The sequence below is a fragment of the Xanthomonas sp. CFBP 7698 genome (assembly GCF_003600855.1).
GTDB classification, from domain to species: Bacteria; Pseudomonadota; Gammaproteobacteria; order Xanthomonadales; family Xanthomonadaceae; genus Xanthomonas; species Xanthomonas cannabis.
In genome coordinates this window covers 18,934-32,343 of sequence record NZ_PRDN01000007.1, presented here as the reverse complement: position 1 = coordinate 32,343, position 13,410 = coordinate 18,934, and the positions used below count along the sequence as shown (strand labels likewise).

Here is a 13,410-nt window from a genome sequence, read left to right as displayed (position 1 = left end):
GGGATATCGGCCAGCGGGGTCGGCGCCCGCATCCGCCTGCGCTGCGTTCGCAGCGCCAGGCGCCCCGCGTACACTGCGCCATGGTCGCCACCGCACAGTGCGGCCGTGCTGCCGCTTGCGTCACGTGCCTTGCAGTTCGCCAACGCCTGCCCTGATCCCGAGCTCTTCATGTTCCTGCCGCGCTGCCTGCTGACGTTGCTGTCGATCGCCCTTGCCCTGCCCTGCAGCGCAGCGACCACGCGTGCCAGCGTGCAGGCGCCGCCGGCCGCACCGTTTGCAGTCAGCGATGCGCAGCTGACGCCCGACTACTGGATCCAGCGCAGCCCCGACGCGCAGCGGCCGCATCTGAACGCTGCACAGATCGACGCGTTCACCACACGCTTGCTGCGCGACGATGCCTCCATGCGCGATCTGGCGCAGCTGCCCGCGCTGCTGACCCGCGCGACGGTGCGCGCGCAGATCGAGGCGCTGTCGGCGCTACCGACACGCACGCTCTACGCTGCAGACGGGCAGCTGATCCAGCCAGCGCAGTTGACGGAGCTGCGCCGCCTGCTCGCACTGGACACGCTCCCGGCCCAGGTCGCGCCGCGCTTTGCGCTGGTGGTGAAGCGCGCCGCGCTACGGACCTTCCCCAGCGCGCTGCGCGTGTTCAGCGGCCCCGACGAGCATGACATCGACCGCTTCCAGGAATCGGCGCTCTACCCCGGCACGCCGGTCGCGGTCCTGCACAGCAGTGCCGATGGCGCATGGGCGTTCGTGCTTGCGTCCAACTACGCCGCATGGATCGCCAGCGACCAGATTGCCGAAGGCCCGCGCGCGGACGTGTTGCAGTACGCCCAGCGCCGCCCACGCCTGATGGTGACCGGCGCACACGTAGAGACGGCCTACACGCCAGAGCTGCCGGCCGCCTCCGCCCTGTCGCTGGACATGGGCACCAGCCTGCCCTTGCAGCGCACCTGGCCACCGCAGCAGCCGGTCAACGGGCAGTTACCGCTGGCCTCCCATGTGGTGCAGCTGCCGCTGCGTGGCAGCGATGGCCGCTTGCAGTTGGTCCCTGCGCTGGTGCCGCGCGGTGCCGACGTGCGCATGGGTCCATTGCCGGCCACCGATGAAGCATTGCTGCGCCAGGCGTTCAAATTCCTTGGCGAGCGTTACGGCTGGGGCAACGATTACCACGCGCGCGATTGCAGCGGGTTCGTGCTGGATGTCTATCGCAGCGTGGGCATTGCGCTGCCGCGCAACACCGGCGACCAGGCACGCAGCCGCGTCCTGCGCGGCGTCGCGTTCACCGCCGACGCACCGCTGGAACAGCGGCTGCAACAGCTGGCGCAGTTGCGTATCGGCGACCTGATCTATATTCCCGGCCACGTGATGATGGTGATCGGGCACGCACACGGTGTGCCCTGGGTGATTCACGATGTCGCCGGTGCCAGCTACCGCGCAGCCGATGGCAGCGTGCAGCGCGCGCGCCTGAATGGCGTGTCGGTGACGCCGCTGCTGCCCCTGCTGGCCACCGACGGCACCGCCTTCATCGACCACATCACCCGCATCCAGCGCATCGGACCGATCGATTCCCCATGAAGATCACCGGCTTCACCCTCGGCATGCTGCGCGTGCCGCTGCACACCCCGTTCAAGACCGCGCTGCGCACCGTGCACGCAATCGAGGACGTGGTGGTGCTGCTGCAGACCGATAGCGGCCGGATCGGCTACGGTTCCGCTCCGGCCACTGCTGCGATCACCGGCGAAACGCACGGCAGCATCGTCGCCGCGATCCGGCAGTGCATCGCCCCGCGCCTGATCGGCCAGGACGTGGCCGATTTGAATCGCCTGTGCGGGCTGGTGCAGCACGCACTGGAACGCAACACCAGCGCCAAGGCTGCAGTGGAGATCGCGCTGTACGACCTGTGGGCGCAGGCCTATGGCGCCCCGCTCTACCAATTGCTGGGTGGCGGCACGCCACAGATCACCACCGACCTCACCATCAGCGCCGATGCCATCGACATCATGGTCGCGCAGGCGCAGCAGGCGCTTGCACGTGGCTACCGGGCGCTGAAGATCAAGGTCGGCAAGGACAGCGCTTCGGATGTCGAACGTATCAAGGCGATCCATGCGGCCGTCGATGGCCGCGCGACCTTGCGCCTGGATGCCAACCAGGGGTGGACGCCCAAGCAGGCGGTGCGCAGCATGCGGACGTTGGAAGACGCCGGCATCGCGCTGGAGCTGCTCGAACAGCCGGTCAAGGCAGCCGACGTCGACGGGCTCGCGTTCGTCACCGCGCGCATCGACACCCCGGTGATGGCCGACGAAAGCGTGTTCTCGCCATCGCAGGTGATCGACCTGATCCAGCGCCGCGCCGCCGATATCGTCAACATCAAACTGATGAAGACCGGCGGCCTGTCCAACGCGATGCGCATCGCCGATATCGCGGCGGTGTACGACGTGCCGTGCATGATCGGCTGCATGATCGAATCCAGTGTCAGCGTGGCCGCCGCCGTGCATCTGGCCGTGGCCAAGGCCCACAGCATCACCCTGGCCGACCTGGACGCGCCGGCACTTGGCCAGTTCGACCCCACCGATGGCGGCGTCCGGTTCGACCACGCGCAGATCCACATCGACGATTCGCCGGGGCTGGGCATCCGCCGCATCCGCGGGCTGGAGCTGTTGCCGGACTAAGCGCGTCCTCGGCGAGGGTCGGTCATGCCGATATGGGCGCCCGTCAGCCACCAGCGCGGGCAGCGGGCAAGACGGGGCCGTGCCAGCCGCATGCCCGCCTGCGCGGCAAACCACGCGTGCACGATGCACGGGCATGCGCCACGCGGCCGCATTGCTGGGTACAGTAGCGCTCATCGGCACCTGCCCTGCGCGGTCTCTGCCTCGCGCGATCACACGGCGATCGGCACGGACGCACCGCGTTCGTTTCAGCTCACCCCTAGCCTCCGGAGCCTGCATGCGTCTTGCCATCCTGTTGCGATCCACCCTGTTGATGGCGCTGACACTGTGCGGCAGCGCCGCCCACGCCGGTGAACCGATGCAGGCGCTGCAGCAGGCACGTGCACTGATCGTAGTGACCACTCCCGACTGGAACAGCACCCAGGCGCGCCTGCAGACCTTTACGCGAGTGGACGGTGGATGGGCACCGGCCGCGCCGGCATTCGCGGTGGCGCTCGGCCGGCACGGCAGCGCCTGGGGCGATGGCCTGCACCCCGCCCAGCCGCAGGGCCCGCAGAAGCGCGAAGGCGATGGCCGCAGCCCGGCCGGCGTCTTCGCCATCGGCCCGGCATTCGGTGATGCGGCCCGCATCGACAGCGCCATGCCGTATCAGGCGATGAGCGCCACCCATTACTGCATGGATGTGCCCGACTCGCCGCTGTACAACCGCATCGTCGACGCCGCGCAGGTCGGCGAACGCGCCGTCGCCGGTTCCACCGAGCCGATGCGGCTGGACCTGCGCCAACCCGGCGATGCGCGCTACCGCGAGGGCTTCGTCATCGCGCACAACCCCGGCAACGTGCCCGGCCGCGGCAGCTGCATCTTCGCGCATCTGTGGCGCACGCCGGGCCAGTTCACCGCCGGCTGCACTGCGATGGCGCCTGCCGACATGCAGCGCCTGCTGGCGTGGTTGAAACCGGAAGACCACCCGCTGTTCGTGTTGTTGCCGCGCGCCGACTACGCGCGCCTGCAGGCGCAGTGGCAGCTTCCCGTGCTGGCCGAGGCCGCACCATGAGCACGCCGCCCCCCGCACCCGATGCCACCGGCCTGGTACGGGTGGTCAGCCGTTGGCAGATCGTCGGCTTGTCGATCAACGACGTCATCGGCAGCGGCATCTATCTGTTGCCCGCGGCCACGGCTGCGCTGCTCGGTCCGATGAGCCTGTGGGCGGTGATGCTGGCCGGCCTGGCGGTCGCGCTGCTGGTGTTGTGCTACGCGCAGGCGGCGAGTTATTTCGACACGCCCGGCGGCAGCTATCTCTACACACGTGAAGCCTTCGGCCCGTTCGTCGGCTTCCAGATCGGCTGGATGATCTGGCTGACCCGCATCAGTTCGGCGGCAGCACTGAGCAATGGATTGGCCGATGCGGTCGCGCGGTTCTGGCCGACCGCGTCCACCGAGACCTGGGCGCGCACGCTGGTGGTGGTCGGCTCGCTGGGCGTGCTGACCGCGATTAATGTCATTGGCGTCAAATCGGCCGCGCGCACCGGGATCGCCCTGGTGATAGGCAAGCTGGTGCCGTTGCTGCTGTTCGTGGCCATCGGCCTGTTCTATGTGGACTGGTCGTGGGCGTTTGCCGGCACTGCGCCGGACCTGCGCGACATGGGCAATCTCGGCGAGGCCGCATTGCTGCTGCTGTTTGCCTATGCCGGCTTCGAGAACATCCCCGCCGCAGCGGGCGAATACCGCAACCCGCGCCGCGACGTCCCGTTCGCCCTGATCACCATGATCGTCACGGTCACCTTGATCTATGCCGCCGTGCAGGTGGTGGCGCAAGGCACGCTGCCCAATCTCGCCGCTTCGCCCACGCCGTTGGCGGATGCGGCCAGTGGCTTCGGTGGCGAGGCACTGGCGCTGATCCTTACCGTGGGCGCCACCATTTCCATCCTGGGAACCACCAGCAATACGGTGATGCTGGGCCCGCGCTTCCTGTTTGCGCTTGCGCAGGACGGGTATGGGCCGGCATTTCTGGCCCGTGTGCACCCGCGCTTCCACACCCCGGCGGCGGCCGTGCTCACCCAGGGCGTGCTGTCGCTGGCACTGGCGTTGTCGGGCTCATTCACGCAGCTGGCGCTGTTGTCGATGGTCACGCGCCTGTTCGCCTACATCGGCACTGCCGCCGCCGTCATCGTGCTGGCGCGCCGCTATCGGCACCGCACCGACACCTTGCGCTTGCCGGGGGGCCCACTCATTCCCGTCGCCGCGCTGGTGCTCTCGCTTGGGCTGCTGGCCAGCGCCAGCTGGCAGAATCTGGCAGCGGCCGGTGCGGCAGTGCTGGTGGGGTGGGCGTTCTACCTGTTCCCGCGCACACCTGCATGACAGCTTCGCAATGCACTCGCGCCGCGCTCACGCACGCCTAACCACGCACGCCCAACGCTGCGGCTCTTACCTGCCTGGGAGCTTGCGATGAAACTGCGCCGCGTCTACAGCACACCCGATCTTGAAAGCGCGCAACGCGTGCTGCAGTCAGCGCGCAGTGCCGGTATCGACAACGATGCGCTGTCGCTGATCGCGCGTGCCGATATCGAACTGCACGATGTCCCGGACGAGCGCAAGGACGCCAAGACCGATTTCGTTCCGGCTGCGGCACGTGGCGCTGCAACCGGCGGTGCTGCCGGGCTGGTGGCAGGGCTGGTGGCGGTCGCCGTGCCGCCGATCGGGTTGACCCTGGCCGGCGTGGGGGTCATGGCATTGGCGGGCGCACTGGTGGGCAGCTGGTCGTCGGCACTGGTCGGTGCCACCGTGCCCGACCCGGTACGGCGTCAATTCGAAGATGAAATCGAATCCGGCCGCGTGTTGGTGGTCATCGACGCCGACGAGCAGACACTCCACGCGTCCGAGCCAGCGCTGCTGACCGCCGGAGCAACTCCCCTGCCGTATGAAGCGGCGTCTGCTGCGGTCTGACGCCGATTCCGGAGCTGGCTAACAAGGTGACGGCTGTCCGCCTGCAGTGCATCGCAGCCTTGATCCCGTCGTCACCTGGCGTGCCGCGCTGTTAACACCTCGCTGCCTAAGTTGATCTGCACATTCGCATTGATGGAGACGAGCATGAACGTGCCGTACCAGATTCCGGGCCGCGCACCGGACGAAGACCGCAGCCAGAACGTATCCAACTATTGGCGCGAGCGCTTCACCGAAGAACCGTATTACACCGAAGGCGACCGGTACGAAGATTATGAGGGCGCCTACCTGGCCGGGCACGAAGCGCGAATTCGCGAAAACGCCCGCGCCTATGATCAGGTGGAAGCCGAACTGCACCGTGATTGGGAAGCCAAGCGCGGTACCGAAGGCCTGAGTTGGAGCAAGGCCCGTCACGCGGTCAAGCGTGCCTGGGAAAATGCAACCGACTTCGTCACCGGCGACAAGTCAAAACCGTAGACAGACACCGCCACCGTCGAGGTGGCGTTGTTTTTTTGCGCGTAAGAGCATCCCAGTCTTGGCGGCGCCACAGGTGAGTTGCACGTGGCGCCGCCGGCCTCGATTGCATCGCATTGCAGGTGTCGTTTTGCACTGCTACTCCCGCGGGCAGATTCGGCACTATGCAGTGCATGAAATCTTGTTCTGCTCGGCAGCAAGATCGCATTGAGAGCCTCTCGCCAGCGGCACCCGCGAGATGCTCAGTGAGCCAGCAATCGCAGAACGCAGCCCGGCTGTTGGAATTTCATCACACGAGCACACGTTCTTGTTGCAACACAGGGGCACACAGGCCGAACCGGCATTGGACGAGGCCGTGGGCTTTTAACCAAGCAACACCATGCATTCCCATGCGGACCGAATCGGCAGCGTGATCGCGCAACGTGGCATGCAGCCGGACGGCGACAACGCATACAGGTTTGTACCGCTGTCAGAACTGCTTTATGAACTATCCGTTCGTGAACAACGATGTGCGACGTGCCTGCCCTGCAGAGAGTGATCTGCGACAAGGGTGAGCCGCGCAGCGTCGTGTAAGGTAATGAAAACCCGACGCGGAACACGTTGCGGGAGGGCTGCAGCGTGACCGTCCCACCCCTGGAGGACCTCATGTCTATCCGTCGTCTGCTTGCCTTGGCCTGCTCGGCCACCCTGTTTACCTCCGCCGCCGCGCTGGCCGCGCCTGCCGCCGCACCGGCAGCATCCATTCCCAAGGCGCAATGGCCGTTCCAGGCCGCCACCGTTGCCGATTTCGACGAACCCTGGGCGATGACCTTCCTGCCCGATGGCACGCTGCTGGTCAGTGAAAAGCGCGGCGCATTGATGCGGTTCGATCCAAAGACCAAGCGCAAGAGCGCGGTCGCCGGCGTGCCTGCAGTCGCCTATGGCGGCCAGGGCGGATTTGGCGATGTGCTCGCGCACCCGCGCTTTGCGAAAAACGGCCTGGTCTATGTGAGCTACGCCGAGCCGGGCCAGGGCGACACGCGCGGAGCGGCGGTTGCGCGTGCCAAGCTCACGCTGGATGCCACCGGTGGCGGCACCTTGTCCGGCCTGAAGGTGATCTGGCGACAGGAGCCCAAGGTTTCCGGCAACGGTCACTTCGGTCATCGGCTTGCGTTCGACTCGAACGGAAAGCTGTGGATCACCTCCAGCGAGCGGCAGAAGTTCGATCCTGCGCAGGACATGAAGGCCAATCTCGGCAAGCTGATCCGCCTCAACGACGACGGCAGCGTGCCGGCCGACAATCCGTTCGCCGCGCAGGGTGGAGTCGCTGCGCAGGTCTGGTCGCTGGGTCACCGCAATATCCTGGGCATCGCCTTCGACAGCAAGGGCCGCCTGTGGGAACACGAGATGGGCCCGGCCGGCGGCGATGAGCTCAACCTGATCCAGCGCGGTGCCAACTATGGCTATCCGATCGTTTCCAACGGCGATCATTACGACGGCACGCCGATCCCCGACCACAACACCCGCCCGGAGTTTGCCGCGCCCAAGATCAGCTGGACCCCGGTGATCTCGCCGGCCGGCTTTGTGATCTACAGCGGCAAGCAATTCCCCGCGTGGCGCGGCAACGGCTTCATCGGTGGCTTGTCATCGATGGCGCTGGTGCAGGTCTCGTTGGGCGACCAGCCGCGCGAGGTTGCCCGCTACGACATGGGCGCACGCATCCGCGAAGTGGAACAGGGACCGGACGGCGCACTGTGGTTGCTGGAGGACGAAGCCAGCGGCAGCACCGGGCGCCTGCTCAAGTTGACCCCCAAGAGCAAGGCAGCAGTCGAGAACGACGCGTAAGCGTGGTGGAGTGCGGTCGTGCAACACGCACCGCGCGCATCCATGATTGCCTTGCAGCATCACCAGCGCTCGCTGAGCGCTGGTGATGCCGATGCAGGCGCGTACACCTGCACCAGTTGACGCGCCTCAGGCGTCCAGCAGCTCGAACGTGACCGCGTCACCGCTGGTAGCCGATGCACAGACCCACACATCGAACAGGCCCGGCTCTGCGCCGAACACGCCCTTGTGATTGGTAAATGCCAGCGCATCGCGCGCCAGCGCAAATGCCACGTCCACGCTCTCGCCCGGCTGCAGCAATATCTTGCGGAAGCCCTTGAGCTCGCGCACCGGCCGCACCCGGCTAGCCACGCGATCGTGCACGTACAGCTGCACCACTTCCTCGCCTGCCACCGCACCGGTGTTGGTCACCTGGGTGGTGATGGTCAGCGTATCGTCCCAGCCCAGTTTCACGGTGCTCAGTTGTGGCTGCGCGTAGGCAAAGGTGGTGTAGCTCACGCCATGACCGAACGGATACAACGGCTCATTGGGCATCTCGCGCCAGCGCGCCTTGTACTCGGACAACGTCGGCAACTCCGGGCGGCCGGTGCGCAGATGGTTGTAGAAGTACGGCTGCTGGCCGGTCACCTGCGGAAAGCTGATCGGCAGCCGCGCCGACGGGTTGTAGTCGCCGAACAAGACATCGGCCACGGCGGTGCCGGTCTGGGTGCCCAGATACCAGGTCACGGCAATCGCATCGGCATCGCGCACGGCACCGCTCAGCGCCAGCGCGCGGCCGTTGCGCAGCAATACCACCACCGGCGTACCGGTCGCGGCCACCGCTTCTGCCAGCGCCTGCTGCGCGGGCGGCAGGGTGATTTCGGTCCGCGACTGCGCCTCGCCGCTGAAACGCTGCGGCTCGCCCAGCGCCAGCACCACCACATCGGCAGCCTGTGCAGCGTCGATGGCCGCCGAGATCCCGCCCGGCAATGCCTCTTCCAGGCCACAGCCGGCCACCACGGTCAGGGACTCGGCACTGACCACGGCGCGCACGCCCTGCTCCAGCGTCACATAACGCGCCTTGTCGCCGAACAGCGTCCAGCAGCCTTCGATATTTTCGCGGTCCTGCACGAACGGGCCGATCAAGGCGATGCGCTGGCCGTTCTTTTTCAGCGGCAGCACCGCGCCTTCGTTCTTGAGCAACACGATCGAGCGGCGCGCAGCATCGCGCGACAATGCGTCGTGCGCCGGCAGATGCGCGGTGTCGGCTTCGCGCGCCGGGTCCAGCGAGCGGTACGGATTGTCGAACAAGCCGATCGCCTCCTTGAGCTGCAGGATGCGTCGCACGCTGGCGTCCAGGGTGGCCATCGGCACCTCGCCGCTGTCCACCAGCGACGGCAGATGCGCGGCATAAAACCCGCTCTGCATGCTCAGGTCCAGCCCGGCCAGGAACGCCTTCTTGGTCGCATCGCGCTCATCGGCGGCGTAGCCGTGCGCGATCAGTTCCATGTCGGCGGTGTAATCGGAAATCACCACGCCGGGAAACTGCCACTCGCCGCGCAGGATCTCGGTCAGCAACTCGTGGTTGGCGCTGGCCGGCACGCCATTGATGTCGTTGAAGGACGACATCACGGTCAGTGCGCCGGCATCGAAGGCCGCCTTGAACGGCGGCAGATGCACATCGCGCAGGGTCTGCGGCGCAATATCGACGGTGTTGTATTCCATGCCTGCGGCCACTGCGCCATAGGCGGCAAAGTGCTTGGGCGTGGCCAGCAACGCATTGTCGGCGGTGAGGTCGCTGCCCTGAAAACCGCGCACGCGCGCGGCGGCAAACGCCGCGCCCAGCACCACGTCTTCGCCGGCACCTTCGGCACCGCGGCCCCAGCGCTGGTCGCGCGCGATGTCCACGGCCGGTGCGTAAGTCCAGTGCAGGCCGGCGGCGGTCGCCTCGATCGCGGTGGCGCGCGCGGTGCGCTCGGCCAGCTCCGGCTCGAAGCTGGCTGCCTCGCCCAGCGGGATCGGGAACACCGTGCGCATGCCGTGGATCACGTCCGCCGCCAGGATCACCGGGATGCCCAGCCGGCTTTCTTCCACGGCGACTTTCTGGATCTGCACGCCCAGGGCGGCGCCCACGCCATTGAACAGCGAGCCGACCCGGCCCTCGCGCACCTGCTGCAATACCTCGTCGGCATTGCGCACATTGGCTTCGGGATTCACGTCCGGCGCAAACGGCCGCACCATGTCGGCGAACACACCCAACTGTCCGACCTTCTCTTCGACGGTCATCCGGGCAATCAGGGTTTCGATGCGATCAGCAGCCATGAGATCCTTGAGAAAACGTTTACATGGCCGGCAATTCTAGCCTGACGCGACTGCGGGGGGGCAAGTTTTGCAGGCCGGGATTCGAGATTCGGGATTTGTAGAGGCCGGTTGTACGGTATGTTGCCCGCCGGAGCGGCAACGGCGCAGCGCCTGGTCCGCCGCGACCTTCGATGCTCCGGGATCCAGGCATGCAAGCCAGGCGGGCGGTTCGCGACAATCAGGCGGCGCGTCCCCGCTCGATGATCACGCCCACTGCCTGCGCGCCACGCACCGCACCGGGCTTGCTCAGCTTCAGCCGCAGCCACTGCACGCCGAATTCGTCCAGCACGATCGCCGCGCAGCGCTCGGCCAGGGTTTCGACCAGCCCGAAATCCGACGCCTGCACGAACTCGATCAGCCGCTTGCTCACTGCCTTGTAGTTCAGCGTGTCGGCGATGTCGTCGCTGGCGGCCGGGATGCGGTTGTCGAACCCCATCTCCAGGTCGAACCGCAGCGTCTGGCGGATGCGCCGCTCCCAATCGTAGATGCCGATCAGCGCATCGATGTCGAGACCTTCAATAAACACTTTATCCATGGGGAATCGGGAGTCGGGAATGGAGAATGGGGAGAAGCAAGGGCAACAACACACGATACGGACAGGATCGGGGTAACGCTCTTCCTATTCCCGATTCCCCATTCCCGATTCCGCCGCCGCCAACAGCGGCAAGCTCGCCATATCCCAACGCGGCGTCACCTGCACCGCCGCGTCGGCGCGTTCGCCGGCCTCCAGGCGCAGCGCGCCGGCGAAGGCGATCATGGCGCCGTTGTCGGTGCACAAGGCCGGCCGCGGGAAGCAGACCCTGCCCCCACGGCGCTGCGCGGCCTCCTGCAGCTGCGCACGCAGGCGCTTGTTGGCGCCCACCCCGCCGGCCACCACCAGGGTGTCGCAACCGGCTGCATCCAGCGCGCGCAGGCATTTGATGGCCAGCGTCTCCACCACCGCGTCCTCGAAGCCGCGCGCGATGTCCGCCCGGGTAGTGTCTGACTGGTCGCTGTTGCGCCAGGCCAGCAGCACCTGGGTCTTGAGCCCGCTGAAACTGAAATCCAGCCCGGGCCGGTCGGTCATCGGCCGCGCAAACTTGTAGCGCCCCGGCGTGCCGGTTTCGGCCAGCGCCGCCAGCTGCGGGCCACCGGGATACGGCAGACCCATCATCTTGGCGGTCTTGTCGAAGGCCTCGCCGGCCGCATCGTCCAGCGTCTCGCCCAGCACTTCGTAGCTGCCCAGCGCCTTCACCGACACCAATTGGGTATGCCCGCCCGACACCAGCAAGGCCACGAACGGCGGCTGCGGGGGGTCGTCTTCCATCAGCGGCGCCAGCAGATGACCTTCCATGTGATGCACGCCGATCGCCGGCACGTCCAGCGCCCAGGCCAGCGACCGCGCCACCCCGGCACCGACCAGCAGCGCGCCGACCAACCCGGGTCCAGCCGTGTAGGCCACGCCATCCAGTTCGTCGATCCGCAGCCCGGCCTCGCCCAGGGTCTGGCGGATCAGCGGCAGCAGCTTGCGCACGTGGTCGCGGCTGGCCAGCTCGGGCACCACGCCGCCATACTCGGCATGCAGCGCAATCTGGCTGTAGACCGCGTGGGCGCGCAGCGCCGGCACGCCGGACAAGGCCGTGTCATAGACCGCCACGCCGGTCTCATCGCACGATGATTCGATCCCAAGGACTTTCACGGCAACTCGGCAGACAAGGAACAGGCCCGTATTTTCGCAGCTTTTGGGTTGCGCAGATGCGCCGACCCGCAGGTGCGCAGCCGCCGCGTGGGCTGCCGGGAAACGCGCGCCGACGCACGCTCTGCCGCACCGTTCCCGGCAATTTTCACCCGGGGCTTGCAGGCCGCTTGCAAGTCGTTATAATGCGCGGCTCGCCGGGGCAACCCGGAAATTCCGTCACGCGAGTCCGCTCGCACCCGCCCGGGGCTCCCGGACGGAAATCCCATTTTCTGGAGAACACATGCCCAGCGTTAAAGTCCGCGAGAACGAGCCCTTCGAATTTGCGCTCCGCCGTTTCAAGCGCACCTGCGAAAAGGCCGGCGTGCTGGCCGAGACCCGCAAGCGCGAGTTCTATGAAAAGCCGACCCAGGAGCGTAAGCGCAAGGCTGCCGCTGCCGTGAAGCGTCAGCTGCGTCGTTCCTCGCGCGACGTCACCAAGCGCCAGCGCTTGTACTGATCGAACGCGGTTCCTTGCCGCCGGGCATGCGCTGTAGGCGCGGCCCAGCGGGATTGAACCCAAGAGCCGGCACGCGCAAGCGTTGCCGGCTTTTTGTATTGGCCTGTGGCCGTCCCGCCAAGTACTCGGCGCGGGACCAGACGCCGCCGCCCCATTCCCTCTATGCCGACGCAGGCGCCCGACAGCGCGCGTCGACACCTCTCACCTGCCACCCAGGAGTCACCCCATGCCCCTCAAGCAGCAGCTCACCGATGACATGAAGGCCGCGATGAAGTCCGGCGACAAGCACAGCCTGGGCGTGATCCGGCTGATCAACGCCGCGATCAAGCAGAAGGAAGTGGACGAGCGCATCGAGATGGACGATGCCGCCGTCATCGCCGTGCTCGACAAGATGGTCAAGCAGCGCAAGGACTCGGTCACCCAATACGAAGGCGCCGCGCGCGAAGACCTGGCGCAGATCGAGCGCGAGGAAATCGTGGTGATCGAGCGTTACCTGCCGGCCAAGATGGGCGAAGCCGAGATCGTGGCGGCCATCCAGGCCGCCATCGCCGAAACCGGCGCCAGCAGCCCGGCCGATATCGGCAAGCTGATGGGTGCGCTCAAGCCCAAGCTCGCCGGGCAGGCCGACATGGGCCTGGTCTCCACGCTGGTCAAGCAACAGCTGGCCGGCTGAGCCATGCCGTGTCGTGGTCGTTCGGCCGCGACACGGCACGATCGTCGCGACACTCGCCGGACGGTTGCAGGGTGCGTCTGCAATTGATGCGCAAGGCGTGATGCGCAGCGCACCTCTGCAGCCGATGCACGCGCCGTTGTAGCTGGGTGCCCCTGCGCGCAGTCCACCGGAAGGCGCAGCGCAGTGTTGCCCCGCGGCTGCGTGTAGCGTTGCGCGTAGATCGCGTGCAGATTCCCTCACGGCTCATCCAGAACCGCCCCATCGCGACAATGCAGGCGCAGTGCAGCGGATCGACGCTGCCGTCTGCGCGCGCCAC

General features: G+C 66.9%; 12 protein-coding genes. 9 read left to right on the top strand and 3 right to left on the bottom strand.

All coding sequences use genetic code 11. The features are described 5' to 3' along the window. Nucleotides 1-168 precede the first annotated feature (168 nt). The 7 genes from XnspCFBP7698_RS19580 to XnspCFBP7698_RS19550 all read left to right on the top strand — a co-directional run bounded on the left by XnspCFBP7698_RS19580 (nucleotide 169) and on the right by XnspCFBP7698_RS19550 (nucleotide 7,910). The gene (locus XnspCFBP7698_RS19580) at nucleotides 169-1,581 is read left to right on the top strand and encodes an SH3 domain-containing protein (protein WP_123137715.1); all 1,413 of its coding nucleotides are present in this window, start codon (nucleotides 169-171) and stop codon (nucleotides 1,579-1,581) included. Continuing rightward, the gene (locus XnspCFBP7698_RS19575) at nucleotides 1,578-2,675 is read left to right on the top strand and encodes a dipeptide epimerase (RefSeq protein ID WP_123137699.1); all 1,098 of its coding nucleotides are present in this window, start codon (nucleotides 1,578-1,580) and stop codon (nucleotides 2,673-2,675) included. The genes XnspCFBP7698_RS19580 and XnspCFBP7698_RS19575 overlap by 4 nt, the downstream gene beginning before the upstream one ends. A 274-nt stretch (nucleotides 2,676-2,949) precedes the next feature. Beyond that, a complete protein-coding gene (locus tag XnspCFBP7698_RS19570) occupies nucleotides 2,950-3,726 on the top strand; it encodes a L,D-transpeptidase family protein (protein WP_123137698.1) in 777 nt (258 codons plus the stop codon). After that, nucleotides 3,723-5,030, top strand: coding sequence for an APC family permease (locus XnspCFBP7698_RS19565; RefSeq protein ID WP_047694581.1), 1,308 nt, complete (start codon nucleotides 3,723-3,725; stop codon nucleotides 5,028-5,030). The genes XnspCFBP7698_RS19570 and XnspCFBP7698_RS19565 overlap by 4 nt, the downstream gene beginning before the upstream one ends. Nucleotides 5,031-5,117: 87 nt before the next feature. Further along, nucleotides 5,118-5,615, top strand: a complete 498-nt coding sequence (locus XnspCFBP7698_RS19560) for a hypothetical protein (protein WP_039408598.1) — start codon at nucleotides 5,118-5,120, stop codon at nucleotides 5,613-5,615. A 144-nt stretch (nucleotides 5,616-5,759) separates the two neighbouring features. Next, entirely contained in the window at nucleotides 5,760-6,089 is a 330-nt protein-coding gene (locus XnspCFBP7698_RS19555) for a hypothetical protein (RefSeq protein WP_047694578.1), read from the top strand. A gap of 642 nt (nucleotides 6,090-6,731) precedes the next feature. After that, nucleotides 6,732-7,910 (top strand): PQQ-dependent sugar dehydrogenase, encoded by a 1,179-nt coding sequence (locus XnspCFBP7698_RS19550; RefSeq protein WP_123137697.1) that lies wholly within the window; start codon nucleotides 6,732-6,734, stop codon nucleotides 7,908-7,910. A 126-nt stretch (nucleotides 7,911-8,036) separates the two neighbouring features. Here XnspCFBP7698_RS19550 and XnspCFBP7698_RS19545 read toward each other — a convergent pair whose 3' ends face one another. From XnspCFBP7698_RS19545 to tsaD, 3 genes are all read right to left on the bottom strand, one after another. After that, nucleotides 8,037-10,208 (bottom strand): glycoside hydrolase family 3 N-terminal domain-containing protein, encoded by a 2,172-nt coding sequence (locus XnspCFBP7698_RS19545; protein ID WP_123137696.1) that lies wholly within the window; start codon nucleotides 10,206-10,208, stop codon nucleotides 8,037-8,039. Nucleotides 10,209-10,425: 217 nt separating this feature from the next. Beyond that, the gene (folB, locus tag XnspCFBP7698_RS19540) at nucleotides 10,426-10,782 is read right to left on the bottom strand and encodes a dihydroneopterin aldolase (protein WP_039408607.1); all 357 of its coding nucleotides are present in this window, start codon (nucleotides 10,780-10,782) and stop codon (nucleotides 10,426-10,428) included. Nucleotides 10,783-10,866: 84 nt separating this feature from the next. Continuing rightward, on the bottom strand, nucleotides 10,867-11,925 hold the full coding sequence (gene tsaD, locus XnspCFBP7698_RS19535) for a tRNA (adenosine(37)-N6)-threonylcarbamoyltransferase complex transferase subunit TsaD (protein ID WP_123137695.1): 1,059 nt from the start codon (nucleotides 11,923-11,925) through the stop codon (nucleotides 10,867-10,869). A 280-nt stretch (nucleotides 11,926-12,205) separates the two neighbouring features. Here tsaD and rpsU point away from each other — a divergent pair, with 280 nt between their 5' ends. Next, nucleotides 12,206-12,421 (top strand): 30S ribosomal protein S21, encoded by a 216-nt coding sequence (gene rpsU / locus XnspCFBP7698_RS19530; protein ID WP_002808376.1) that lies wholly within the window; start codon nucleotides 12,206-12,208, stop codon nucleotides 12,419-12,421. Between the two features lie 226 nt (nucleotides 12,422-12,647). Next, complete coding sequence (locus XnspCFBP7698_RS19525; protein ID WP_039408646.1) at nucleotides 12,648-13,094, top strand: GatB/YqeY domain-containing protein; 447 nt, start codon at nucleotides 12,648-12,650, stop codon at nucleotides 13,092-13,094. Nucleotides 13,095-13,410: the final 316 nt, after the last annotated feature.